Below are 24,088 nucleotides of genomic sequence, written 5' to 3'. Positions count from 1 at the left end.
CTGGATGCCGTCGGGCAGGGTTTTGACCAATAGGCGTCCGGCCGCGTCCCGCTCATAAGCCGTGACCAGTTGCGAGCCGTCATCGCCAAACTCGATTTTCTCCAGCAGCTGGCCGTTGAGGTCGTAGGCATACGCTGTGCGCTGGCCGTCGAAGCCGGTTTCCTGTCGGATCAATCCGCCGGGGGTGTAGTCCAGCCGATAGTGTTCGCCGGCTTCGTTTTCGATGTCCGTGAGCAGCAGCTGGGCGTTGTCGTAGCGGTACTGGAGCTGGGTGCCGTCGGGGTTGATCCGGCGGCTGACCAGGTGCAGGTCGTCGGCGTATTCGTAGCGGGTGACGCGGCCCAGTTCGTCGCGTTCGGCGGTGATCTGGCCGTAGGCGTTGTAGCTGAAGCCGCGCGTGGCGCCGGTCGGCAGGGCTGTCTGAATCAGTCGGCCGACGGCGTCCCATTGGTAACGAGTAACGGCACCATGTTCGTCCTGACGGGTAATCCTTCGGCCCAGTACGTCGTAGGAAAAGCGCCGCGGACCACCGTCCGGCAAGGTTTCTTCGAGCAACTGGCCCAAGGCATTCCAGACGAACACATGCCGACTGGTGTCCGGGTAGCGGATCGACAGCAAACGCCCCTGAGCGTCGTAGTGATAATGGGTGACCTGGCCGTCGGGATCGGTCGCTTCGGTGACATCCCCCTGGGCATTGCGCTGATATTTCCACACCGCTTTGCCGCGATAGCGCGCATGCAGGAAACCGTTGCGGTACTCGTAGGCCGTTGGCTCGTCTTCCGGCGGAATCAGCGCCACCAGGCGTCCGACTTCGTCATAGCGATATTCGGTAACAGCGCCTAGCGGGTCCTGCTCGGCAATCAGCCGGCCGTTGTCGTCGTAGGCCTTGAGGTGTTCGCCACCGTCCAACTCAACCTTGCGCACCAGCCGCGCCCGATCGTCGTGGACGTAAACCTCTTCGCTGCCATCGATGTTCTGGACGGTGACACTGCCCTCGTCATCCCAGACATAACGCGTGTCCATCTGCGAAAACGACGCCCAGTGGCGAACACATCTGGCCGCCTTGCCGGCCCGCTCCCACTCCCAGAAGAAACTCGCGCCACCGGCCAGTTGCCGCTGCAGGATCACGTGTTGATCGTCGTAGTCGTAACGCTCGCTCTCGCCGGCGGCGTTGCTCGCCTCGATCAGTTGAGCGCATTCGTCGTAGCGGTAACTGACCAGCGTCTGCTCGGTGTGCCAGGCCTCATCGAGGGGCTGCGCCGGGACAAACACCTGATAGTCGACGGCGATCAGATGAGCGCGGTCGTAGCGCAACAGCAAGGCACGACCGGCGCCGTTGTCGAGGCGCTGGATGCGCTGCTGGCGGTCGCGGGTGATGCGCAAGCGGTTGTCGTACGCGTCGCTGATCGTGGTCAGAAAACCGTTACGGAAGTGGTAGAAACGCGGTTCTTCGCCGGCCTGGGCGAGGATCAGTTCCTCGGGTTCATCGCCGAGAAAAATCGCCGCGCGCGAGAGGCTGTTGTGGATCGCCGGGCGCTCAATGGATGGCAGCGGGAAGGTGGTGCGACGGTTTTCGTGGTCGATCCAGATGACCGTGTCGCCGTCGATTTCCAGGCGATGGGATAACGAATGGCTCCAGCCGAAACCCAGGCCACCATCGATCTCGGCGGCGCTGGTGCGGTAAAGGCGGGTGAAGTCGAACGGCAGGATGCCGTCCAGCGAACCATCGGTGAGGGTCAGCAGTTCTTCGCCGGTGACCATCGACACCGGGCAACCATTTTTGCAGGTGGACGGCGCGCACGTGGCGCTGTCGCCGTTGGGGTTTTTTGCTTGGACGGGGGAGTCGTCATGGTGTTCGTCTTTCTTCAGCGCAGCGTTGCGACGTGCGCTCCAGCTCAATTGCATCCGGCCTTTTTTCAAGCCCGCCGCGATGCCACGCGCAGCGACTTTTTTGTAGCGGTCGACGTAGCTGATGAAGTTATTGATGATCGTGAAAATCGCCTTCACGAGACGCAGAACGGCACTGAGTAACTGCGCGGCTCGATCAGCCAAACGCATCGTCAAATAGGCGATGCCAGCGCCCGCCCCGGCGAACGTCAGGACGATGCCAATCAGGATGTCGATCAACAGCTGCACCACCACCATCGACACCGCCTCGGCGGTTTTTCCAGCGATTTCGCTCGGTGGCAGCATGTCCAACCAAAAGCTGGCGCTGCGCACCAGCAAACACAGCGCCGCTTCGTCACTGGCTAGCAGCTGGGCTTTTTCCATGACATCCGGTGCGGTTGTTGCGAGCTTCTCCAGTGCTGCGGCGCTTTCACCCAACCGCTCTGCGAACTTCGCCGGATCCTTGAGAATGTCCGAAAGCAGGCTGATGCCGTCCCACACACCTTCAATTGCCGCCCAACTTCCCGCGAGCAATCCATTGCCTACAGCAACCGAAGACGATTGCGACCACTTCGGCTTGAATGTCTCCCATTCATCACGCAGCCATTTCTCAAGTTCCTTCGTCAGGCCGTTGTAGGAAGAGAAAAGATCTTCAACGTGCTGCGGTGTGACTTCGTGGTGGACGTGAATGCGGTAGAACTTGCCCTCCTCCCCTCGGAACGTTCCCTTTCCGTTTTTATCGAGCGTGACCGGCGTCGACATCCCGCTCTCTTGCGCAACCACATCGACCTGAATGTTGCCGACTGGAATGTCATAAACCGATTCAAACTTGCTCTCGATCTCGAGCTCTCCACCTTTCGGGCACTGGGCGACGGTGGAGAAAAATTCATCATCGTTGCTGCCGACAACTGTGCGGGAGCTGCCGAACCAGATGATCCGTTCCATGCCCATCAGCGACGGCAGATCCGCCACGTGGCTGACGTTGTCGGCGGCCCGGTTGAACCAGTGTTTGAGCTGTTCACGGTAGAGGGACAGGGTGCCCGGGAAACTGTCGAGTCCCTGCTCGATGCGGGCGACGTGCTCCATCAACGCACCGAACGATAGGAGGCGGGGTTAAAAATCGGTTCGAACATGAGCAATCCCTGGCGCAGAAAATTAGGCGCGAGACTTTGCGGGGGACCGATCAGGAAAGAAGACGGGAAAGGATGATGTTGCTGTAGGGCGATTCGCTAAAAGCGATCAACTCATTACTAAAGCAACCAGAAACAAAACGTGGCGGTAGGTTTCCCTCACGCCACGTTAATTTGTCAGACACTCAATTATTTAATCCGCAGAACCACGAGACGCCAATTCTTTCAATTTGAGTTCAGCCAGCGGATGCCCGGCCTTCGCCGCCATTTCCCACCAGCGAGCCGCTTCAGCCGGATCCGGCGCCTTGCTCGGCGTACCGGCCAGGCTGATCACGCCAACCTGATAGGCCGCCTTGCCATCCCCCGCCAACGCGGCCAGGCGCAGTAATCGCACACCCTCCTCGCGTGCCCCAAGACCGACGCCGCGAAAGGCCAGAATGTGGCCGTAGAAGCTCTGGGCGCCGACATCACCCAGGTTCGCCATACGGGCGAACTGGCCCTCGAGCCAATTCCAGCCTCGCGGCTGACGCACAAACCACGACCAATGGAACAACCGGCGGGCCAGCCAGTAACTGGCCCGCGCCTTGAGTCGTAAAAACACTCAGGCTTCCGCCGATTCGGGGTACTCGTATTCGAACACCCGCACCACTTCCGAGGCGTGCCAGGACGCGGCAGCCACGCCATCGGACGGGCCGGAAAAGCGCCCGAGTCGCTCGACACATTCAAAGAAGCCAGTGCGCGGCAAGCGGCTGGCCCCCTGGCTGATCACCAACGAGCTGCGCAACGGCTGCTCGGCTCTGGCATCCAGTGCGGCCAAGTGCTCAAGGGCTGCGGTCAAGGTTTGCATGGCCGGCGTGGGTAGCTGCAAACGCTCCAGTAACGCCCGATAAGTCAAAAGATGGCGCTGACGACGCGCCTGATCCAGCTCCCCCAACAATCCGTCCCAATGTTGACGACTGATGCGTACGCTCACGATTCATCCCTCCATCCTGGCACCGTCAATTCCCAGGCGAGGCTGCGGCGAATAGCAGCGTCGGGTTGACGCTCACCGCTTTCGATCAAGGCGAGATATGACGGGCTGATGCCTACCGTGCGGGCTAGCGCCTCAATGGCGATGCCCTTCCCTTCGCGCAAATTGCGTAGTTGATCCAGACCCGGAAGAATCTGGTCTGATGCTGCCGCGGGAGGCACTGTGGCGTCGCGCGGTGGTTGTTGCTTGATGCCTGCTGCTTTCAGTAGAGCCTGATACTGAGCCCATGGCAGAACCGCATATTCGGGCTCGCCTTCGCGTGTAATTATCTGAATATCCATGACTACCCCGTAGGACAACGACACTTAGCGAGTCGGCGCTTTTCCCTAGAAGTGTAATCCTAACAGCGGCCAAGGTCGCGGGGGGTATGAATATGGATGATCCTGAATCGGTTCAGGTTTTTTTCGGGCCCTGAAGTTGCAGTTGTTCCGGGGTATCGGGCAGGCGTTCGACCACTGCGAGCTTTTCCGGCAGCTGACGCTTGCGCCAGGCACGGAAGGCGTTGAGTTCGTCATCGAGGACTTTCATCAACCAGGCCAGTACGGCAATGTCGTCGAGCATGCCGAATACCGGGATGAAATCCGGGATGGCATCCACCGGACTCAGGAAATACATCAAGCCGGCCACCACTGAGACCAATGCTTTGGAGCTGATGGCCCGGTACTCACCACGCCAGTAGGCCAGGCAGAGTGCCTGCAACAAACGCAGATCATCTTTGAGTTTGCCCAGACGATTACCTTGGCTGGCACCTTTGCTGGCAACCGCGAACAGCAGGGTCGGCAAACGACCACGGGCGAGCAGGCGTCCAGCCAGAGGCAGGAAACGAGCAAAATTCCAGGGCGTTTTCATTTATTACTCCCACTGAAATGTTATCCACACAAATTGTGGATAACCTTGTGAACAGAGCTGCATTTCACCGCTGAAAGCCCCGTTTCATAAGGGCCTGACTCAGATCGGGCGTTTTTTACTCACATAAAAAAACCCAAGATTTCATTGACTTGGCGTTCTGGCCCGTCTAGCTCGAGCGCCCTCACTGGCTATGACTTCAGCGTACCGCATCCGTTCGCTTTGTTTACCTCCACTGAACGCCAGATGCAACAACGCCCCGCATAAGCGAGGCGTTGTTTTTAAAGCAGACGCGAATTACTTGGGGGCGTCTTGTTTTGCTGGATCCTTGATGGCCAGCAGCTCCAGGTCGAATACCAGTACCGAGTTGGCTGGAATCGCCGGGCTTGGGCTTTGGGCGCCGTAAGCCAGCTCGCTAGGGATGTACAGTTTGTACTTCTCGCCAACGTGCATCAGTTGCAGGCCTTCGACCCAACCCGGAATCACACCGCTGACCGGCAGATCGATCGGGCTGCCGCGCTCGACGGAACTGTCGAAAACGGTGCCATTGGTCAGTTTACCGGTGTAGTGAACAGTCACTACGTCGGTCGGCTTAGGCTGAGCGCCATCGGCTTTCTTGACCACTTCGTATTGCAGGCCGGAAGCCGTGGTCGTGACACCCGCTTTCTTGCCGTTCTCTTCGAGGAATTTCTTGCCGGCGGCTGCCGACTCTTCGCTCATCTTGGTCAAACGCTCTTCAGCACGCTTTTGCAGTGCAGCGAAGGCTTCAACCAGCTCTTCATCTTTCAGCTTCTGTTCTTTCTTGCCGACGGCATCTTCGATGCCCTGGGCTACCGCTTTGGAATCCAGATCATCCATGCCTTCCTGAGCCAGGCTTTTGCCCATGTTCAGGCCGATACCGTAGGAAGCTTTTTGCGCCGGGGTTTTCAGCTCTACGCTGGTTTGCGAATCACAACCCGCAAGTACCAGGCCAACCAGGGCCACCGCCGCCGCCAACCGATGCTGTTTCATGCTATTTCCTTGTTCATGCGCCTAAAGGGCAATCGAGTAAAGCCGCGAGCTTATCAGGCCGCCACGACCAATGGCTACCGGCATGAGAGCAGGAAACGTCTGATAAGTTCAGGTGTTTAAACGCATTTCGGCAATAGTTGGATGAAGCTTCTGTCATCTGCCTCCCACAGACTCAGTTGCCGGTTCCCACAGCCTCTGGCGTAATGGCCTCTTGCCGCACTTCGTGAGCTGAGGCATAAGAGAGTTACAAACTGACAAGGACGTTTATCGTGCGCCTCATATTCCGCTTGCTGATCCTGGTCGCAGTATTGCTGGGGCTGGGCCTCGCCGTAGTGCTGTATTACGTCGCCAACCCGAAATTGCCGGCCTGGTCACCGGCGCAACAGGTAAATTACCTGGAGCAATGGAGCGCCGCCGACCGACAGGCTTACTACTTCACACCTCAAGGTACCCAGGTCAAAGGCTTGCGCTATGACTGGTTCAATGCCCTGGAATTGCCCTTCTCACAAAAACGATTCGCCGCTCCTGAATACCTTGCACGCTTTGGTTTTCTGATCGACCCGAGCCAGAAAGCCACGCCGAACAACCCTGGTAACCTGCCCGTCGGTTTTGCCCGTCATCAAAACCCCGGCAGCCAGGACGAGTTTCTGGACATCACGTGCGCCGCCTGCCACACCGGCGAATTACGCTTCAATGGCCAGGCAGTGCGCATCGACGGCGGCTCGGCCCAGCATGTGTTGCCCTCCAGCGTCCCGACCCTGCGTGGCGGCAGCTTCGGCCAGGCACTGGTGGCCAGCCTCGCCTCGACTTACTACAATCCCTGGAAATTCGAACGTTTCGCCCGTAACGTTCTGGGTCAGGACTACGACGTACGGCATCAACAACTACGCCAGGATTTTAAAGTCTCACTCGATACCTTCTTGAAAGTGGCTTGGAACGACACCCATCGCGGCCTTTACCCCACCGAAGAAGGTCCCGGCCGCACCGATGCTTTCGGGCGCATTGCCAACGCCAGCTTCGGCGACGCGATTTCACCCGCCAACTATCGGGTGGCCAACGCTCCGGTGGACTACCCGCAACTGTGGGACATGTGGACCTTCGACTGGGTGCAGTGGAACGGTTCGGCGCAGCAACCCATGGCCCGTAATATCGGTGAGGCCTTGGGTGTGGGCGCCACGCTGAATTTCTTCGACAGCAGCGGGCAGCCGCTCAAGGGCGACGACCGCTACCCCTCCAGCGTCCGGGTGCGCGATCTGCATCGGATCGAGGAAACCCTGCAGCGACTCAAACCGCCCGCCTGGCCGGAAGCCCTGTTGGGCAATATCGACAAGCCCCTGGCCGCAAAAGGCCGCGATCTGTTCGCTGAAAACTGCGCCGGGTGTCATGTCCCCCGCGTCACCCAAAGCGACGGCAGACCAGTGCAACATCTGAAATTGCTGCCTGTGGAGGTGATTGGCACAGACCCCGGCGCCGCCAATAACATTGCCGATCATCGCTTCGATCTGACGGCTTTACAGTGGGATCCGGCAGAGCTTGCGCAACTGGACGTAAAACTGCATCCCAAACCCACAGAACCCTTGGATATGAGCCAGTTGTCCGTGGCCAAGGGACTGGCTTACGTTACTGCTTTCGTGGGCAACCAGGCCTACCGCGAAGCCAATGTGACACCCGCAGAGCGCCCGAACCTGGACGGATTCGGCCTGCCGATCGGCGTGCAGGAGTTGCGTAGCTACAAGGCCCGACCTTTGGCGGGCGTCTGGGCCACGCCGCCGTTTCTGCACAACGGTTCGGTACCGAGCCTTTATCAATTGCTCTCGCCACAAAGTGAACGCGCGACCACGTTCTACAAGGGCACCTTTGAATATGACCCTAAACACTTGGGCTATCGCACCGAAGCCTTCACCAACGGTTTTGTGTTCGACACGCGCATTACCGGTAATCACAACAGCGGTCACGAGTTCCGCGCAGGTGAACGCGGTAACGGCGTCATTGGTCGTCTGCTGCAACCGGAGGAACGCTGGGCGCTGCTGGAATACCTGAAAGTGTTGGGCGGCCCGATGGAGTCGCAGTTGCCAGACCGCCGTCTCAGTCAAAAGGATTGACCCATGCTGATCACTCTCTGGTTGCGCCTGGGCGCCTTCCTCGGCAAAACCCTGCTGGTGTTGTTGGGTCTGGGCCTGCTCGGCTGGGCGCTGATCATGGCCTGGTCTGCCTGGCAGCATCGCGGCCCGGTATCGGCTGAAGAACTGATTCCGGACGGCGAAGGGGCAATGACCCAGGACATCATCCAGACGGCCGTGCGTATCGTCGATCAACACCGGGAAAGCACCCGCTACCTGCGCGATGCCCATGCCAAGGCCCATGGCTGCGTGAAGGCCGAGGTTCAGGTGCTGCCGGGTCTGACGGCGGAGTTACGTCAGGGCGTGTTCAGCGAACCGGGCAAAACCTGGCAAGCGACGATACGGCTGTCCAACGGCAATGCGTATCCGCAGTTCGATAGCATCCGCGATGCCCGGGGCATGGCCATCAAACTATTCGATGTGCCTGGTAAACAGTTGCTGAGTGACCGACAAGGGCACAGCGAACAGGACTTCGTGATGTTCAACCATCCGAACTTCTTTGTCAGCGATGTCGCTGAATATCGTCAGAATGTGGCTGCTCAGGCTGATGGCAAAAAGGCGATGGCGTTCTTCCCGGGCTGGGACCCGCGCACGTGGCAAGTTCGCCATCTGTTTATTGCACTGGCGACGCTCTCCCCTGCCCCGGCAAGCCCGACGCAGACCACTTACTTTTCGGTTTCGCCGTACAAGTTCGGTAAAGCTAACGCAAAATTCCGCGTGATGCCGGACCCTGATAGCTGCCCGGTCTACACGCTGCCCACGCAAAATCAAAACCTGCCGAATTTCCTGCGCAGCGCGCTGAACCAGCAGCTGTCGACCGATCGGGTGCCGGCCTGTTTCGTTTTACAGATCCAGCGTCAGGATGCGGGCAAGTACATGCCGATCGAAGACACCAGTATCGAGTGGAACGAAAGCGACGCGCCCTTCGAAACTGTGGCCAGGATCAAGCTGCCTGCCCAGGATTTCGACACCCCGGCGCTGAACCTGCAATGCGACAACCTGTCGTTCAACCCATGGTTCGGGCTTGAAGCCCATCGGCCGATTGGCGGGATCAACCGGTTGCGCAAAGCGGTGTACGAGGCCGTCAGCGACTACCGGCACAGCCGTAACGCCGAACAATAGGCAGACAGAAACGAAAAAAGCGACCCGAGCAGGTCAATGCCTGTCAGTTCAGGTGCACAACTTGTGGGAGCGAGCCTGCTCGCGATGACGGCGGTACATTCAGCATCAATGTTGGCTGACCCGCCGCTATCGCGAGCAGGCTCGCTCCCACATGGATTGCGCTTAACTGGCATCGGCCGAACAGGTCGCTTTTTCAGTGGATCCGCTACAAAGCCAAATCCCAGACAGCAAAAAGCCCGCATTAAGCGGGCTTTCTGTGGTGATCTGGCGTTCAGCGTTCCAGATACCGAATATGGCGCAGCGGACGGGACTCGAACCCGCGACCCCCGGCGTGACAGGCCGGTATTCTAACCGACTGAACTACCGCTGCGCGTAGCGTTGAAAGTAAGTGGTGGGTGATGACGGGATCGAACCGCCGACATTCTGCTTGTAAGGCAGACGCTCTCCCAGCTGAGCTAATCACCCTTTACCTTCGTTGCGGGGCGCATTGTGCCACAGATTTTCATAAAGTGTTGATTTAATTGATAAAAAATCAAAAAAATCTGAAAACCGGTAAAACGACACACCCTGCAGGAACTTCAGACAGAAAAAAACCCGCGTTAGCGGGCTTTTCCGTGGTGACCTGGCGTTCAGCGTTCCAGGTTACCGAATATGGCGCAGCGGACGGGACTCGAACCCGCGACCCCCGGCGTGACAGGCCGGTATTCTAACCGACTGAACTACCGCTGCGCGTAACACTAAAGCGAATGGTGGGTGATGACGGGATCGAACCGCCGACATTCTGCTTGTAAGGCAGACGCTCTCCCAGCTGAGCTAATCACCCTTCACTTTCGGTGTGGCGCGCATTCTACGGAGCGACCCAACCTCTGGCAAGCACTTTTTTAATTAATTTTCTCAGGCCTTCCAAAGGCTTAGAGAAGGGTTGGCCTATGGCACACGGAGGACAATAATGCCCCCCTTTGTATAAAGGAGAGACTCACCCCATGTGGTTCAAAAACCTGCTTATCTATCGCCTGACCCAAGATCTGCCTTTTGATGCCGAGGCGTTGGAAACTGCACTGGCCACCAAACTGGCGCGTCCATGTGCAAGCCAGGAGTTGACCACCTACGGTTTCGTCGCGCCATTCGGCAAGGGCGAAGACGCGCCGCTGGTGCACATCAGCGGCGACTTCCTGCTGATCGCCGCCCGTAAGGAAGAACGCATTCTGCCGGGCAGCGTCGTACGCGACGCGGTGAAGGAAAAGGTCGAAGAGATCGAAGCCGAACAAATGCGCAAGGTCTACAAAAAGGAACGCGATCAGATCAAGGATGAAATCATCCAGGCCTTTCTGCCCCGCGCCTTTATCCGCCGCTCGTCGACCTTCGCCGCCATCGCGCCGAAACAGGGCCTGATCCTGGTTAACTCGGCCAGCCCGAAACGCGCCGAAGACCTGCTCTCCACCCTGCGCGAAGTGATCGGCTCGCTGCCGGTGCGTCCGTTGACGGTGAAGATGTCGCCGACCGCCACCATGACCGAGTGGGTCACCACCCAGAAAGCCGCGAATGATTTCTTCGTGCTGGACGAGTGCGAACTGCGCGACACACACGAAGACGGCGGCATCGTGCGCTGCAAGCGTCAGGACCTGACCAGCGAAGAAATCCAGCTGCACCTGAGCACCGGCAAAGTGGTTACTCAACTGTCGCTGGCCTGGCAGGACAAACTGTCGTTCGTGCTTGACGACAAAATGGTGGTCAAGCGCCTGAAGTTCGAAGACCTGCTGCAAGATCAGGCAGAACAGGACGGTGGCGACGAAGCCTTGGGGCAACTGGACGCCAGCTTTACCCTGATGATGCTGACCTTCGGCGACTTCCTGCCGGCGATGGTTGAAGCGTTGGGTGGTGAAGAGACCCCGCAAGGTATTTAAAGGCTTGTGATCTCTACTGTGGGAGCGGGCTTGCTCGCGAAAGCGGACTGACAGTCGACATTGATGTTGAATGTTATGACGCCTTCGCGAGCAAGCCCGCTCCCACATTGGTTTTGTGATGCTACTTAAACAAGGATCAGGCCATGCGCGCACTGGCTGCATTGAGTCGTTTTGTCGGCAACACCTTCGCTTACTGGGTACTGATTTTCGCCGTCGTGGCGTTTGTGCAACCGACCTGGTTCATCGGTTTGAAAGGCGCCATCGTACCGCTGCTGGGTCTGGTGATGTTCGGCATGGGCCTGACCCTCAAGCTCGAAGACTTCGCCGAAGTCGCTCGCCATCCGTGGCGCGTGGCGCTGGGCGTGGTCGCTCATTTCGTGATCATGCCCGGTGTGGCGTGGTTACTCTGCCAGGTTTTCCACCTGCCGCCAGAAATCGCCGTCGGTGTGATTCTGGTCGGCTGCTGCCCAAGCGGCACCTCCTCGAACGTGATGACCTGGCTGGCGCGTGGCGATCTGGCGTTGTCGGTGGCCATTGCCGCCGTCACCACCCTCCTCGCTCCGCTGCTGACGCCAGCGCTGATCTGGTTGCTGGCCTCGGCCTGGTTGCCGGTGTCGTTCATGGAGCTGTTCTGGTCGATCCTGCAAGTCGTGCTGCTGCCGATCGTGCTCGGCGTGGTTGCCCAGCGCGTACTCGGTGATCGGGTTCGTCACGCCGTAGACGTGTTGCCACTGGTGTCGGTGGTGAGCATCGTGATCATCGTCACTGCCGTGGTGGCTGCCAGCCAGGCGAAGATTGCCGAATCCGGCCTGCTGATCATGGCCGTGGTGATGTTGCACAACAGCTTCGGCTACTTGTTGGGTTACTTCACCGGGCGCCTGTTCAACCTGCCACTGGCCCAGCGCAAATCCCTGGCACTGGAAGTCGGCATGCAGAACTCCGGCTTGGGCGCGGCCCTGGCCAGTGCGCACTTCTCGCCGTTGGCAGCGGTGCCAAGCGCGTTGTTCAGCGTCTGGCACAACATTTCCGGAGCACTGCTCTCGACGTATTTCCGTCGTATGAGCGAGAAGGAAGACCGGCAAATCGCTGCTCAGCAGGCGGCGGATTAAGCCGCAAACTTGATCCTCGGATTAATGATGGGCACTCTATTGCGCAACGCGGGGACGACCTCGCGGCTCGATCGAATCATTAATCCGGGGACGACCCCATCCAATCGATGGAGGTCTCTGATGTCCTGGATCATTCTGTTTCTCGCCGGCCTGTTCGAAGTCGGCTGGGCCGTCGGCCTGAAATACACCGACGGTTTCAGCCGCCCTCTTCCTACCGCACTGACCATCGCGGCCATGGCGATCAGCCTTGGCCTGCTGGGCCTTGCCATGAAGGAATTGCCGCTGGGCACGGCCTATGCGATCTGGACTGGCGTGGGTGCGGTGGGCACGGTAATCGCCGGGATCATTTTGTTTGGTGAGTCCATGGCGTTGTTTCGGCTGGCGAGTGTGGCGTTGATTATTGCCGGGTTGGTTGGGCTCAAGGTTAGCGCTTAGGCTACCGCTTTCGCGAGCAAGCCCGCTCCCACATTTGACCGCATTCCCAATGTGGGAGCGGGCTTGCTCGCGAAGAGGCCCGCAAAGTCACCGACTACCTTACCGCCCCACGCAATTCCCCCACCAACCCTTGCAATGTCGCCGGCTCAGCCGCTTCAACGGCCACCGCCGGCCCCGCCACCAGGGTCACCCGCGACCACAATCGATGAAACACGCCCTTGTCCGGATCACGGCTGAAGAAACTCCCCCACAACCCCTGCAATGCCAGCGGAATCACCGGCACCGGCGTTTCTTCGAGAATCCGCGTCAGCCCGCCCTTGAACTCGTTGATCTCGCCATCGGCGGTCAACTTGCCTTCAGGGAAAATGCACACCAGCTCACCGTCCTTCAGATACCGGGCGATGCGGGTGAAGGCTTTTTCGTAGATCTGAATGTCTTCCTGGCGCCCGGCAATCGGAATCGTCCCCGCCGTGCGGAAGATGAAGTTCAGCACCGGCAGGTTGTAGATTTTGTAATACATCACAAAGCGAATCGGCCGACGCACTGCGCCGCCAATCAGCAACGCGTCGACGAACGAAACATGGTTGCAAACCAGCAATGCCGCTCCTTCATCGGGAATCAGCTCCAGGTTGCGATGCTCGACGCGGTACATGGAATGGCCGAGCAGCCAGATCATGAAGCGCATGCTGAACTCGGGGACGATTTTGAAGATGTAAGCATTGACGCCAATGTTCAGCAGCGACACCACCAGGAATAGCTGCGGAATCGACAGCTTGGCGATGCTCAGCAAGACGATCGACACAATCGCCGACACCACCATGAACAGGGCGTTAAGAATGTTGTTGGCGGCGATCACTCGCGCCCGTTCGTTCTCGACAGTACGCGACTGGATCAGCGCATACAGTGGCACGATGTAGAAACCGCCAAAGATCCCAAGCCCAAGAATGTCGATCAACACCAGCCAGGCGTGGCCAAACCCCAGGACTTCGATCCAGCCATGACCGGCAACGCTGTCTGGAATCGCGCCGGAATGCCACCACAGCAACAGGCCAAACACCGTCAGACCGAATGAGCCAAACGGCACCAGACCGATCTCGACTTTGCGTCCGGAGAGTTTCTCGCAGAGCATCGAACCCAGTGCGATACCGACCGAGAACACGGTAAGAATCAGCGTTACCACAGTCTCGTCGCCGTGCATCCATTCCTTGGCATACGCCGGGATCTGCGTCAGATAAATCGCCCCGACAAACCAGAACCATGAGTTGCCGACGATCGAACGCGATACTGCCGGGGTTTGCCCCAGGCCCAACTTCAAGGTAGCCCAGGACTGGCTGAAAATGTTCCAGTTCAAACGCATTTCCGGCGATGCCGCGGCAGCCCGGGGAATGCTGCGGCTGGCCAGGTAACCGAGCACGGCGATGCCGATGATTGCCGTGGACACGACCGGCGCATAGTTGCTGGCCGACATCATGATCCCGGCGCCAATGGTTCCGGCGAGAATGGCCAGGAAGGTGCCCATTTCCACCAGACCGTTGCCGCCCACCAACTCCTCTTCGCGCAACGCCTGCGGCAGGATCGAGTACTTCACCGGCCCGAACAGCGCCGAGTGGGTGCCCATGGCAAACAACGCGACCAGCATCAGCGACAGGTGATCGAACATGAAACCGATCGCACCCACCGCCATGATGACAATTTCCCCGAGCTTGATCAGACGGATCAGCGCGTCCTTGGCAAACTTTTCCCCGAACTGCCCCGCCAGAGCCGAGAACAGGAAAAACGGCAAGATAAACAGCAATGCACACAGGTTGACCCAGATCGATCGGTCACCCTCGATGGTCAGCCGGTACAAAATGGCGAGGATCAACGACTGCTTGAAAATGTTGTCGTTGAAGGCACCCAGGGACTGCGTGACAAAAAACGGCAGGAAGCGCCGGGTGCGAAGCAAGGTGAACTGCGAGGGGTGACTCATCTTCCATGTGTCCCTGATGTTGGGTAGCTGATGTTGGATAAAAAGTGGCGTGGCAATTGTTATTGGAATGTCGAGCGTCGATCCAGGCCACAGATTACCCAATCTTTGCCGGTTATTTGTTTAATCCTGCAATGCACGGCGAAACAAACAACTCACCTCGCCATGCGCCCTGCACCGTGCGTTTGGCAACAATCAGCCACATCACCGTCAGCAATGCCACCAGTACACAGCCAAAGACACTGAAAAACGTCAGGTGCAACGTGCTCGCCAGGTTCAACGTCGCCAAAGAATAGACGCCCAACGGGAAAGTGAAGCCCCACCAGCCGAGGTTGAACGGGATACCGGCGCGCAAGTAACGCACAGTGATCAACAGCGCAATCAGCATCCACCAGAGCCCGAAGCCCCACAGCGTGATGCCAGCCACCAAGCCAAGCCCAGCGGCGATCTCGCCGATACCCGGCAAACCGTTGGCGGCAAAGATCGCTGGCGCGTCGGCACCCAACAGCAACATGCCCAGCGCACCGGTGCCAATCGGCCCCAGAGCCAGCCAGCTTGAGGCGGCCATATTTTCGTGGGGCAATTTATGCAACGCCATGCGCAGCAACAGGATGGTCAGAATGCTGAACGCCACCGGCAGGGAAAAGGCCCACAGCACGTAGCTGGTCACCAGCACCACCAGTTGTGAATGAGCATCGACCAGATGCGGCGCCAGCAAGCCGCCGCTGGCCGCCGCCACTTCCGCCGCCACCACCGGCAACAGCCAGACCGCGGTCATCTGGTCGATGCTGTGCTCCTGACGGGTGAACATCATGTAGGGAATCAATACGCCGCAGGCCAGCGACATGGCCACGTCCAGCCACCAGAGCACTTCGGCGAGATGAATCACACCGTCACCCCAGCGCGGCAAACCGAACAGCAGGAAGCCGTTGATGATGGTCGCCAGGCCCATGGGAATGGTGCCGAAAAACATCGAAACCGTGGAGTGCCCGAAAATCCGCCGCGCCTCGTCGAAGAACATGACCCAACGCGCGGCATACATGGCCGTGAACATGACAAACAGGACAATGTTGAACAGCCACAGGCCTTCGGCAAACGCATGCAAACCGGGATTCGCCACCGGCCATTGCGCAAGCGCGAGCGCCAATACACCCGTGCCCATGGTCGCTGCGAACCAGTTGGGGGTGAATTGGCGGATGGCTTCTCGTGGGTGCTGCAAATGACTGAGCGGTTTGATACCGGGTTTAACGCTATGGGTGCAGGTCATGGTGAACTCCTGTCCTCTCGTGAGGTGGGAGCTCATGGTAGATCCGAATAGAATATCGATATAACGGGTAATATCTCTAACTGTTATCTGTTTTGCAGATAATCAGACGCTGCCTTCAGTCTCGATCACCAATACCCTCGCCACACCCAGCGGATAAGCCACATGCTCGGTGCCCACCGAGGCATAAAAGATATCGCCGACTTCGAGTAGCGTTTCCTTCTCCTGACCTTCTTCGCGATAACGCATCTGCACCTGCCCATCGAGCACCACGAACACTTCCTGACCGTCGTTGATATGCCACTTATAGGGCTGATCGGTCCAGTGCAAACGAGTGGTGATGCCATTCATGTTGGCAATGTCCAGCGCCGCCCAGGCGCGGTCACCAGTGAAGGATTTGCTGCGGATGATCTTCATGGGTCGGTCCGTCGAAATGAATGGCGGTGCCAAGGCTAACGGTCATCGAACATCGACGCCACAGACTTTGACGGACTGCTCACGCATCAACCCGACCAGCGCACCGAGCGACAGTATGATCAGCACCGCACCATAACCATCGGTGGTTGCCACCAGGCCAAAGGCCCGCGTCAGACCGCCAGCCAGCAACGACGGCAAGCAGAACGCCAGGTAACTGAGTGCGTAAAATGCCGACATCAAACCCGCCCGCTCATGAGGCAAGGCCAGCGGCACGATGCTTCGCAGGGCACCCAGGAAACCCGCGCCAAAACCGCCACCCGCCACCAGAGTGCCGAAGAAAAACAACGGCAGGCTGGCGCTGTTTACCGCTAGCAGAATCAGCGCAACGCCCGCAGGCAGTAGGCTCGCGCCCAACAGTAAGACTTTGTCGGCCGGCCGATTGCGCAAGGTGTAGATCATCAATGCGCCGGTCACTGTCAACACGGCCACCGTCGCCCCACCAATCAGATTCGAGGTGGACCCGGTGGCAGTCCGCACCAGGGACGGCGCCAAAGAAGCGAAAAAACCACCGAGCGCCCACACCGCTAGATCTATCGGCAGCACCCGCCACAGCATCCGCCGCGCCTGAATCGGCACATGCAGGCTCGGGCGTAGCGAGGCCCAGGCACCCGGTTGTCGAGTGACGCTTTCCGGCAGACGCCAGACATACAACGCTTGCATCACAAACAGCGCGAACAGCACCCAATAGGTCAATTGCAGCGGCAGCGGCGCAAACTCGGCCAACACGCCGCAACCCATGGCACCCAGCGCCATGCCCAGCAACGGCGCGACGCTATTGACCATCGGCCCTTGCTGACGGTCAGTGTCCAGCAGCGCCGCACTTAAAACGGCGGTGGCCATGCCCGTGGCAAAACCCTGCAGGACCCGCGCACTGATCAGCCAGGCAACGCTGTCGGCGTTGATAAACAGCAACATCGCCAGCATGTTCAGCAATACGGCGGTAAAAATCACCGGTTTGCGCCCCAGATAATCCGAGAGCGAACCGACCGTGAGCAGCGCCGCCAGCAAGCTGAGGGCGTAGACGCCGAAAATCAGGGTCAGGGTCGCTGCCGAGAACCGCAGGTGTTCTTGATACAAGTGATACAACGGCGTTGGCGCGGTGGAAGCGGCGAGAAAACTGAGTAAGGTGATCGCCAGAAACCACAGGCTGGAACGGTTTGACGTGAGACGGGACATAGGCACACTCCGCAAAAGCTAACTTTTTGCTTTTGCGGAGTGTGCTACCGACTAACGCTTAAAGCAAATTCTTTGTGTTAAGGTCCGCCGTATGGCTATTAAAGAAGGTTTACGCCCAGGTGGTCGTAGCGCCAGGGTCCAAGAGTCGATTCATTCGGCAGTCCGCGCACTCCTCGAAGAACAGGATCGCGCCAGCGTGACGGTGCCGCAAATCGCTGCCCGGGCCGGGGTGACGCCGTCGACTATTTACCGGCGCTGGGGTGATCTGTCGGCGCTATTGGCCGACGTCGCCCTCGCCCGCATGCGCCCCGACAGCGAACCGGCCAACACCGGCAGCCTGCGCGGTGACGTGCTGGCCTGGGCGGAGCAGTATCTGGACGAGATGAGTTCCGAACCCGGGCGCAACATGATGCGCGACGTACAATCCAGCGCCACACCGGGCTATTGCGTGACGATCATTGGTGCGCAGTTGCAGACGATTCTGGATCGCTATCTCGATCAGCCGAAGCCGGGTGTCGATCGGCTGATCAATATGGTGGTGGCGCCGACGGTGTTTCGCATCTTGTTTTCAGCGCAGGCGCTGGAGGTTGAAGAGTTGCATCGGTTAATCGATATTGCGTTGAGTCAGTGAGGCCGCCTTCGCGAGCAAGCCCGCTCCCACACTGGATTGAGGGTGCCCACATATTTTGTGTTCACTGACGATCGAGTGTGGGAGCGGGCTTGCTCGCGAAGAGGCCCCCAAACACACCAAAAATCGAACTGACTCCCAACCTGCGACACCCCGCCACGTCACGACCTTGGTCGACACTGACTAACTCAAGCGGTCATGCGAGACTGTCCTGACCGGGCGGAGCCCCGGAGGTCTTTTGTCTGGAGTTCCCATGTCGCTGTCCATCGGACTGATCGCCACCGTCGCCCTGGCCTATATGGCCATCCTGTTCGCTATCGCCTTTTACGGTGATCGGCGCAGCACGCCGTTGCCGCCACGGATGCGTGCCTGGGTGTACAGCCTGTCGCTGGCCGTTTATTGCACCAGTTGGACATTCTTTGGCGCCGTGGGCCAGGCGGCCGAACAACTCTGGTCATTCCTGCCGATCTACCTCGGGCCGATCCTGCTGCTGGTGTGCGCGCCGTGGGTCCTGCAAAAAATGGTGATGATCAGCAAGCAGGAGAACATCACCTCCATCGCCGACTTCATTGCCGCCCGCTACGGCAAATCCCAGTCGCTGGCGGTAGTGGTGGCGCTGATCTGTCTGGTCGGCGTGCTGCCGTACATCGCCTTGCAGCTCAAGGGCATCGTGCTGGGCGTGAACCTGCTGATCGGCGCCGGTGCCGACGCCATGGGCACACGCGCGCAAGACACGGCGCTGATCGTCTCCTTGGTACTGGCGCTGTTCACCATCGTTTTCGGTACCCGCAACCTCGACGCCACGGAACACCACCGCGGCATGGTGCTGGCGATTGCTTTTGAGTCGCTGGTCAAGCTGTTCGCTTTTCTCGCGGTCGGCGCGTTCGTGACCTACGGCCTGTACGACGGTTTCGACGACCTGTTCGACCAGGCCATGCTCGCCCCGCGCCTCGAAGCGTACTGGAAAGAAACCATCAACTGGCCGTCCATGGTGGTGCAAACCGGCGTGGCGATGATGGCGATCATCTGCCTGCCCCGGCAGTTCCATGTAACCGTGGTGGAAAACATCGACCCCCAGGACCTGCGCCTGGCCAAGTGGGTGTTCCCGGCCTATCTGGCGCTGGCGGCGCTGTTTGTCGTGCCGATCGCACTGGCCGGTCAGATGATGCTGCCCAGTTCGGTGCTGCCGGACTCATTCGTCATCAGCCTGCCTCTGGCCCAATCTCACCCTGCCCTGGCGATGCTGGCGTTTATCGGCGGCGCTTCGGCGGCGACCGGTATGGTGATCGTGGCCAGCGTGGCGCTGTCGACCATGCTTTCCAACGACCTGTTGCTGCCGTGGTTGCTGCGACGTAACAACGCCGAGCGCCCATTCGAAGTGTTCCGCCAGTGGATGCTTTCGGTGCGCCGGGTGAGCATCGTGGTCATTCTGCTGCTGGCCTACGTCAGTTATCGACTGTTGGGCTCCACCGCGAGCCTGGCAACCATCGGCCAGATCGCCTTTGCCGCCGTGACCCAACTGGCCCCGGCCATGCTTGGCGCGCTGTACTGGAAACAGGCTAACCGTCGTGGGGTATTTGCCGGGCTGGCCGCCGGCACGTTCCTCTGGTTCTACACGTTGGTGTTGCCGATCGCCGCCAACAGTATTGGCTTGCCCCTGAGCAGTTTTCCCGGCCTGGCCTGGCTGCAAGGTAACCCGTTGAACTTGCCGATCACGCCGCTGACCCAAGGCGTGGTGCTGTCCCTGGCGGGCAACTTCACCTTGTTCACCTGGGTCTCGCTACTGTCACGCACGCGGGTTTCGGAGCACTGGCAAGCCGGCCGCTTCATCGGCCAGGAAATCAGCGCGCGACCCAACGCCCGCTCAATGCTGGCAGTACAGATCAACGACTTGCTGCAACTGGCTGCCCGTTTTGTCGGCGAAGAACGCGCTCGTCAGAGTTTCATCCGTTTCGCCTACCGTCAGGGCAAAGGCTTCAACCCGAACCAGAATGCTGACGGTGAATGGATCGCCCATACCGAACGCTTGCTGGCCGGCGTACTCGGCGCATCTTCGACCCGGGCGGTGGTAAAAGCCGCCATCGAAGGCCGGGAAATGCAGCTCGAGGATGTCGTGCGGATCGCCGACGAAACCTCGGAAGTGCTGCAGTTCAACCGCGCCCTGCTGCAAGGCGCCATCGAGAACATCACCCAGGGCATCAGCGTGGTCGACCAGTCGTTGAAACTGGTGGCCTGGAACCGGCGCTACCTTGAACTGTTCAATTACCCCGACGGTTTGATCAGCGTTGGCCGGCCGATTGCCGACATCATTCGCTACAACGCCGAGCGCGGTCTGTGCGGCCCCGGCGAAGCGCAAGTGCACGTCGCCCGTCGCTTGCACTGGATGCGTCAGGGTCGGGCCCATACCTCCGAACGGTTGTTCCCCAATGGTCGAGTGATCGAGCTGATCGGTAACCCGATGCCCGGCGGCGGTTTCGTCATGAGCTTCACCGACATCACCGCATTCCGCGAGGCCGAACAGGCACTGACCGAAGCGAACGAAGGCCTCGAGCAACGGGTCATCGAACGGACCCACGAATTGTCGCAACTCAACGTTGCCCTGACCGAAGCCAAGGGCACCGCCGAATCGGCGAACCAGTCGAAAACCCGTTTCCTGGCCGCCGTCAGCCATGACTTGATGCAACCGCTGAACGCTGCGCGGCTGTTCTCTGCCGCCCTCTCCCACCAGGAAGAAAATTTATCCAGTGAAGCCCGCAAGCTGGTTCATCATCTGGACAGTTCGCTACGCTCGGCCGAGGACCTGATCAGTGACCTGCTGGACATTTCCCGCCTGGAAAACGGCAAAATCAACCCTGATCGCAAGCCCTTCGAGCTCAATGAGCTGTTCCATACGCTGGGCGCCGAGTTCAAGGCTCTGGCGCAGGAACAGGGGCTGAAATTTCGCGTCAGGGGCAGCGCGCTGCGGGTCGATAGCGACATCAAACTGCTGCGACGGATTTTGCAGAACTTCCTGACCAATGCCTTCCGCTACGCCAAAGGGCCGGTGCTGCTCGGCGTTCGGCGGCGCAACGGCGAGCTATGCCTTGAGGTCTGGGACCGTGGACCGGGTATTCCAGAAGACAAACTGCAGGTGATTTTCGAAGAATTCAAACGCCTCGACAGCCACCAGACCCGGGCCGAGAAAGGTCTGGGCCTGGGCCTGGCGATTGCCGATGGGCTGTGTCGCGTGCTGGGTCACACCTTGCGCGTGCGTTCCTGGCCGGGTCGCGGCAGTGTGTTCAGTGTCAGCGTACCGCTGGCTCGGGTACAAGCCGCGACGCCGGCCAAAGTGAACGAACTCAATGGCCATTTGCTCAGCGGCGCGCAGGTGCTGTGTATCGATAACGAAGACAGCATCCTCATCGGCATGAACAGTTTGCTGACGCGCTGGGGTTGCCAGGTCTGGACCGCGCGCAACCGTGAGGAATGCGCGACGCTGCTCGGCGATGGGATGCGCCCGCAACTGGCGCTGGTGGATTACCACCTGGACGATGGCGAAACCGGGACCGAGTTGATGGCCTGGTTACGCACGCAACTGGGCGAGCCGGTGCCTGGGGTGGTGATCAGTGCCGATGGACGGCCGGAGACGGTGGCCCAGGTGCATGCAGCGGGCCTGGATTACCTGGCCAAACCGGTGAAACCGGCGGCGTTGCGGGCGTTGTTGAGTCGGCATTTGCCGTTGTAGTGCGGCAGGTTTGAACTCTGCAGTGGGGCGATTGACGCCTTCGCGAGCAAGCCCGCTCCCACAGTGGATTGGCGTTGTGGCACAAATAGAGTGAACAACCACAACCCCCTGTGGGAGCGGGCTTGCTCGCGAAGCTTTTCGGCTACTCCGGCAGTTCGGCCAAGCCATCGACATCGGTCATCGCCCGCTCCAGCAGGTCCGCCGGCAAGCTCTTGCTGGCTCGCGCTCCAAGCAACTTGAGCTGTTCGCTGCGACTGACCAGGTTGCCACGGCCTTCAGTCAGCTTATTGCGTGCAGAGCTGTAGGCTTTGTCCAGTTGCTGCAGGCGATTGCCGACTTCATCCAGATCCTGAATGAACAACACGAACTTGTCGTACAGCCAACCGGCGCGCTCGGCGATTTCCCGAGCGTTCTGGCTCTGGCGCTCCTGCTTCCACAAGCTATCGATGACCCGCAAAGTGGCCAGCAACGTGGTCGGGCTGACGATCACGATATTGCGGTCGAATGCCTCCTGAAACAGCGTCGGCTCAGCCTGCAACGCCGCAGAAAACGCCGCTTCGATCGGGACGAAAAGCAGAACGAAATCCAGACTGTGCAAGCCGTCGAGCCGCTTGTAGTCCTTGCCGGCCAAGCCTTTGACGTGAGTGCGCAGGGACAGCACATGCTGCTTGATGGCGATCTGGCCGATGGCATCATCCTCGGCCGCCACGTATTGCTGATAGGCCGTGAGGCTGACTTTGGAGTCGACCACGACCTGCTTGTCGCCGGGCAGGTAAATAATCACATCCGGCTGGAAACGCTCACCGTCCGGCCCCTTGAGATTGACCTGGGTCTGATACTCACGCCCCTTCTCCAGACCCGCGTGCTCAAGCACCCGCTCGAGAATCAGTTCGCCCCAGTTGCCTTGGGTTTTCTGCCCTTTCAAGGCCCGCGTCAGGTTAGTGGCTTCGTCGCTCAGGCGCAGGTTCAGTTGTTGCAGCCGTTCCAGTTCCTTGGCCAGGGAAAAGCGCTCGCGGGCTTCAGCCTGATAGCTTTCCTCGACGCGCTTTTCGAACGACTGAATGCGCTCCTTCAACGGATCGAGCAACTGCCCCAAACGCTGCTGACTGGTTTCGGCAAAACGCTGCTCACGTTCGTCGAAGATCTTGCCCGCCAGCTCGGCGAATTGCGCGCGCAGTTCGTCCCGCGAGCCTTGAAGGTCGTTGAGGCGCTGCTGATGGCTTTCCTGCTGCTCACGCAGCTCGGCGTTAAGGGAGGCGGCCTGAGCGTCGAGGCGACGCAACTCAGCCTCTTTGCCGGCGCGTTCGATGTTCCAGGCGTGAGATGCGTCGCGGGCGTCGTCGCGTTCGATCTGCAGCAGTTCTACTTCACGGCGCACGGCGGCCAGATCGGCCTGTTTGGCGGCGTTGGCCTGGCTCAGGTCTGCGATTTCATCACGGCAAGTGTCAAGCTGAGCATTCAAGCCGTCCTGCGTCAGTTGGGCGATGGCAAGGCGCTCTTCCAGCAGCGCCAGCTCGGCCTGCCCCGCACTCGCCCGACGCTGAAGTTGCCAGGCCAGTACCAGTAACGGCAACCCGGCGCCCGCCAGCCCCAGCAATGCGCTGGTCAAGTCCATCGCCATAACCACTCCTGCCGATTCGATAAAGCGTGAAGGTTAACCAAGGCGTCAGGTCTTGGACAGCTCAGTCTTCGCTCAGGCCCAGTTCCTGTTGCGCACGTCGGTCGCCCGCACGCGCGGCCTGACGCAGGAGCTCCTGGCCAATGCGCCGATCCCGGGCGTTACCGCATTCGCGGCACATTAGCTGGCCGAGACGGCTTTGCGCGGCCACGACGCCTTCACGGGCAGGCTGCTTGAGCAAGCGTCCGGCGAAGTGTTTGATGTTGGAGTTTTCGCCCAGGCGCGGGCTGTCGAGTAGCCACTCGGCCACGCGCATCGAAAAGCGCTTGGGTGGGGTAACACTGCGGGGGGTGGAAGCAGCAGAGATTGATACTGAGCGAAACTTCATAAAGCACTGTAGGGCAGATCGGAAGGCGCGCCACTCTACTCTTTTTTTCGTACAGGTAAAGTCGAAAAAAGCCTGCACGCCCGTCCTAGAGCAAGCGCTTGGGACAATCCACAGAAGCTGTGGATAACTCAGTGGACAACCGTCTTTGAACTCGCGCAAAGCCGTGTGGCGTGGGGCTCGCAGTCAAACTGACGATTTTTTCACCAGTAAAAAAAAGCGATGTTTTTCATTGACTTAAATTTTCATTACAGGC

General features: G+C 59.4%; 19 protein-coding genes and 4 tRNA genes. 7 read left to right on the top strand and 16 right to left on the bottom strand.

What is annotated here, in order from left to right; all coding sequences use genetic code 11:
- The 6 genes from IB250_RS23755 to IB250_RS23730 form a co-directional block, all read right to left on the bottom strand.
- The coding region (locus tag IB250_RS23755) for a DUF6531 domain-containing protein (RefSeq protein ID WP_192345788.1) at positions 1-2,973 on the bottom strand (2,973 nt) is incomplete at its 3' end.
- Between the two features lie 237 nt (positions 2,974-3,210).
- Positions 3,211-3,618, bottom strand: coding sequence for an SEL1-like repeat protein (locus IB250_RS23750; protein WP_192345787.1), 408 nt, complete (start codon positions 3,616-3,618; stop codon positions 3,211-3,213).
- A complete protein-coding gene (locus IB250_RS23745; protein ID WP_007898892.1) occupies positions 3,619-3,990 on the bottom strand; it encodes a hypothetical protein in 372 nt (123 codons plus the stop codon). It abuts the gene before it with no gap.
- Positions 3,987-4,328 carry a helix-turn-helix domain-containing protein gene (locus IB250_RS23740; protein ID WP_123360119.1) on the bottom strand — a complete coding sequence of 114 codons (342 nt, stop codon included), beginning with the start codon at positions 4,326-4,328 and terminating at the stop codon, positions 3,987-3,989. The genes IB250_RS23745 and IB250_RS23740 overlap by 4 nt, the downstream gene beginning before the upstream one ends.
- Positions 4,329-4,440: 112 nt before the next feature.
- Complete coding sequence (locus IB250_RS23735; RefSeq protein WP_192345786.1) at positions 4,441-4,896, bottom strand: YkvA family protein; 456 nt, start codon at positions 4,894-4,896, stop codon at positions 4,441-4,443.
- Positions 4,897-5,190: 294 nt separating this feature from the next.
- Entirely contained in the window at positions 5,191-5,904 is a 714-nt protein-coding gene (locus IB250_RS23730) for an FKBP-type peptidyl-prolyl cis-trans isomerase (RefSeq protein ID WP_192345785.1), read from the bottom strand.
- A 269-nt stretch (positions 5,905-6,173) separates the two neighbouring features.
- Here IB250_RS23730 and IB250_RS23725 point away from each other — a divergent pair, with 269 nt between their 5' ends.
- Both IB250_RS23725 and IB250_RS23720 read left to right on the top strand, forming a co-directional pair.
- The gene (locus tag IB250_RS23725; protein WP_192345784.1) at positions 6,174-8,006 is read left to right on the top strand and encodes a di-heme-cytochrome C peroxidase; all 1,833 of its coding nucleotides are present in this window, start codon (positions 6,174-6,176) and stop codon (positions 8,004-8,006) included.
- A 3-nt stretch (positions 8,007-8,009) separates the two neighbouring features.
- Positions 8,010-9,146 carry a catalase family protein gene (locus IB250_RS23720; protein ID WP_192345783.1) on the top strand — a complete coding sequence of 379 codons (1,137 nt, stop codon included), beginning with the start codon at positions 8,010-8,012 and terminating at the stop codon, positions 9,144-9,146.
- A gap of 293 nt (positions 9,147-9,439) precedes the next feature.
- On the opposite strand, the gene IB250_RS23715 is transcribed toward IB250_RS23720, so the two are convergent.
- The 4 genes from IB250_RS23715 to IB250_RS23700 form a co-directional block, all read right to left on the bottom strand.
- Positions 9,440-9,516 (bottom strand) — tRNA-Asp (locus IB250_RS23715).
- Between the two features lie 19 nt (positions 9,517-9,535).
- A tRNA-Val gene (locus tag IB250_RS23710) sits at positions 9,536-9,611 on the bottom strand.
- A gap of 187 nt (positions 9,612-9,798) precedes the next feature.
- Positions 9,799-9,875, bottom strand: a tRNA-Asp gene (locus tag IB250_RS23705).
- A gap of 18 nt (positions 9,876-9,893) precedes the next feature.
- A tRNA-Val gene (locus IB250_RS23700) sits at positions 9,894-9,969 on the bottom strand.
- Positions 9,970-10,129: 160 nt separating this feature from the next.
- Here IB250_RS23700 and rdgC point away from each other — a divergent pair.
- From rdgC to sugE, 3 genes are all read left to right on the top strand, one after another.
- Positions 10,130-11,050 (top strand): recombination-associated protein RdgC, encoded by a 921-nt coding sequence (gene rdgC / locus IB250_RS23695; RefSeq protein WP_192345782.1) that lies wholly within the window; start codon positions 10,130-10,132, stop codon positions 11,048-11,050.
- A 143-nt stretch (positions 11,051-11,193) separates the two neighbouring features.
- Positions 11,194-12,159 (top strand): bile acid:sodium symporter family protein, encoded by a 966-nt coding sequence (locus tag IB250_RS23690; RefSeq protein ID WP_007898902.1) that lies wholly within the window; start codon positions 11,194-11,196, stop codon positions 12,157-12,159.
- Between the two features lie 120 nt (positions 12,160-12,279).
- Positions 12,280-12,594: a quaternary ammonium compound efflux SMR transporter SugE gene (gene sugE / locus IB250_RS23685; RefSeq protein WP_008071553.1), complete on the top strand. Its 315-nt coding sequence runs from the start codon at positions 12,280-12,282 to the stop codon at positions 12,592-12,594.
- Positions 12,595-12,688: 94 nt separating this feature from the next.
- Here the strand turns inward: sugE and IB250_RS23680 are convergent, their stop codons facing one another.
- The 4 genes from IB250_RS23680 to IB250_RS23665 form a co-directional block, all read right to left on the bottom strand.
- Positions 12,689-14,563, bottom strand: coding sequence for an MFS transporter (locus tag IB250_RS23680; RefSeq protein WP_192345781.1), 1,875 nt, complete (start codon positions 14,561-14,563; stop codon positions 12,689-12,691).
- A 112-nt stretch (positions 14,564-14,675) separates the two neighbouring features.
- The gene (locus IB250_RS23675; RefSeq protein ID WP_192345780.1) at positions 14,676-15,827 is read right to left on the bottom strand and encodes a TDT family transporter; all 1,152 of its coding nucleotides are present in this window, start codon (positions 15,825-15,827) and stop codon (positions 14,676-14,678) included.
- Between the two features lie 102 nt (positions 15,828-15,929).
- On the bottom strand, positions 15,930-16,241 hold the full coding sequence (locus IB250_RS23670) for a cupin (protein ID WP_192345779.1): 312 nt from the start codon (positions 16,239-16,241) through the stop codon (positions 15,930-15,932).
- A 42-nt stretch (positions 16,242-16,283) separates the two neighbouring features.
- Entirely contained in the window at positions 16,284-17,477 is a 1,194-nt protein-coding gene (locus IB250_RS23665; RefSeq protein WP_192345778.1) for an MFS transporter, read from the bottom strand.
- Between the two features lie 91 nt (positions 17,478-17,568).
- Between IB250_RS23665 and IB250_RS23660 the strand changes: the two genes are divergently transcribed.
- Positions 17,569-18,108 carry a TetR/AcrR family transcriptional regulator gene (locus IB250_RS23660; RefSeq protein ID WP_192345777.1) on the top strand — a complete coding sequence of 180 codons (540 nt, stop codon included), beginning with the start codon at positions 17,569-17,571 and terminating at the stop codon, positions 18,106-18,108.
- 250 nt (positions 18,109-18,358) lie between these two features.
- On the top strand, positions 18,359-21,829 hold the full coding sequence (locus IB250_RS23655; protein WP_192345776.1) for a PAS domain-containing hybrid sensor histidine kinase/response regulator: 3,471 nt from the start codon (positions 18,359-18,361) through the stop codon (positions 21,827-21,829).
- Positions 21,830-21,971: 142 nt separating this feature from the next.
- Here the strand turns inward: IB250_RS23655 and rmuC are convergent, their stop codons facing one another.
- Complete coding sequence (gene rmuC / locus IB250_RS23650) at positions 21,972-23,336, bottom strand: DNA recombination protein RmuC (RefSeq protein ID WP_162830921.1); 1,365 nt, start codon at positions 23,334-23,336, stop codon at positions 21,972-21,974.
- A 175-nt stretch (positions 23,337-23,511) separates the two neighbouring features.
- Complete coding sequence (locus tag IB250_RS23645) at positions 23,512-23,835, bottom strand: sel1 repeat family protein (RefSeq protein ID WP_192345775.1); 324 nt, start codon at positions 23,833-23,835, stop codon at positions 23,512-23,514.
- Between the last annotated feature and the right edge of the window lie 253 nt (positions 23,836-24,088).

The sequence above is a fragment of the Pseudomonas sp. PDM09 genome (assembly GCF_014852305.1).
In the GTDB taxonomy this organism is placed as follows: domain Bacteria; phylum Pseudomonadota; class Gammaproteobacteria; order Pseudomonadales; family Pseudomonadaceae; genus Aquipseudomonas.
This window is presented reverse-complemented; position numbering and strand designations above follow the sequence as displayed.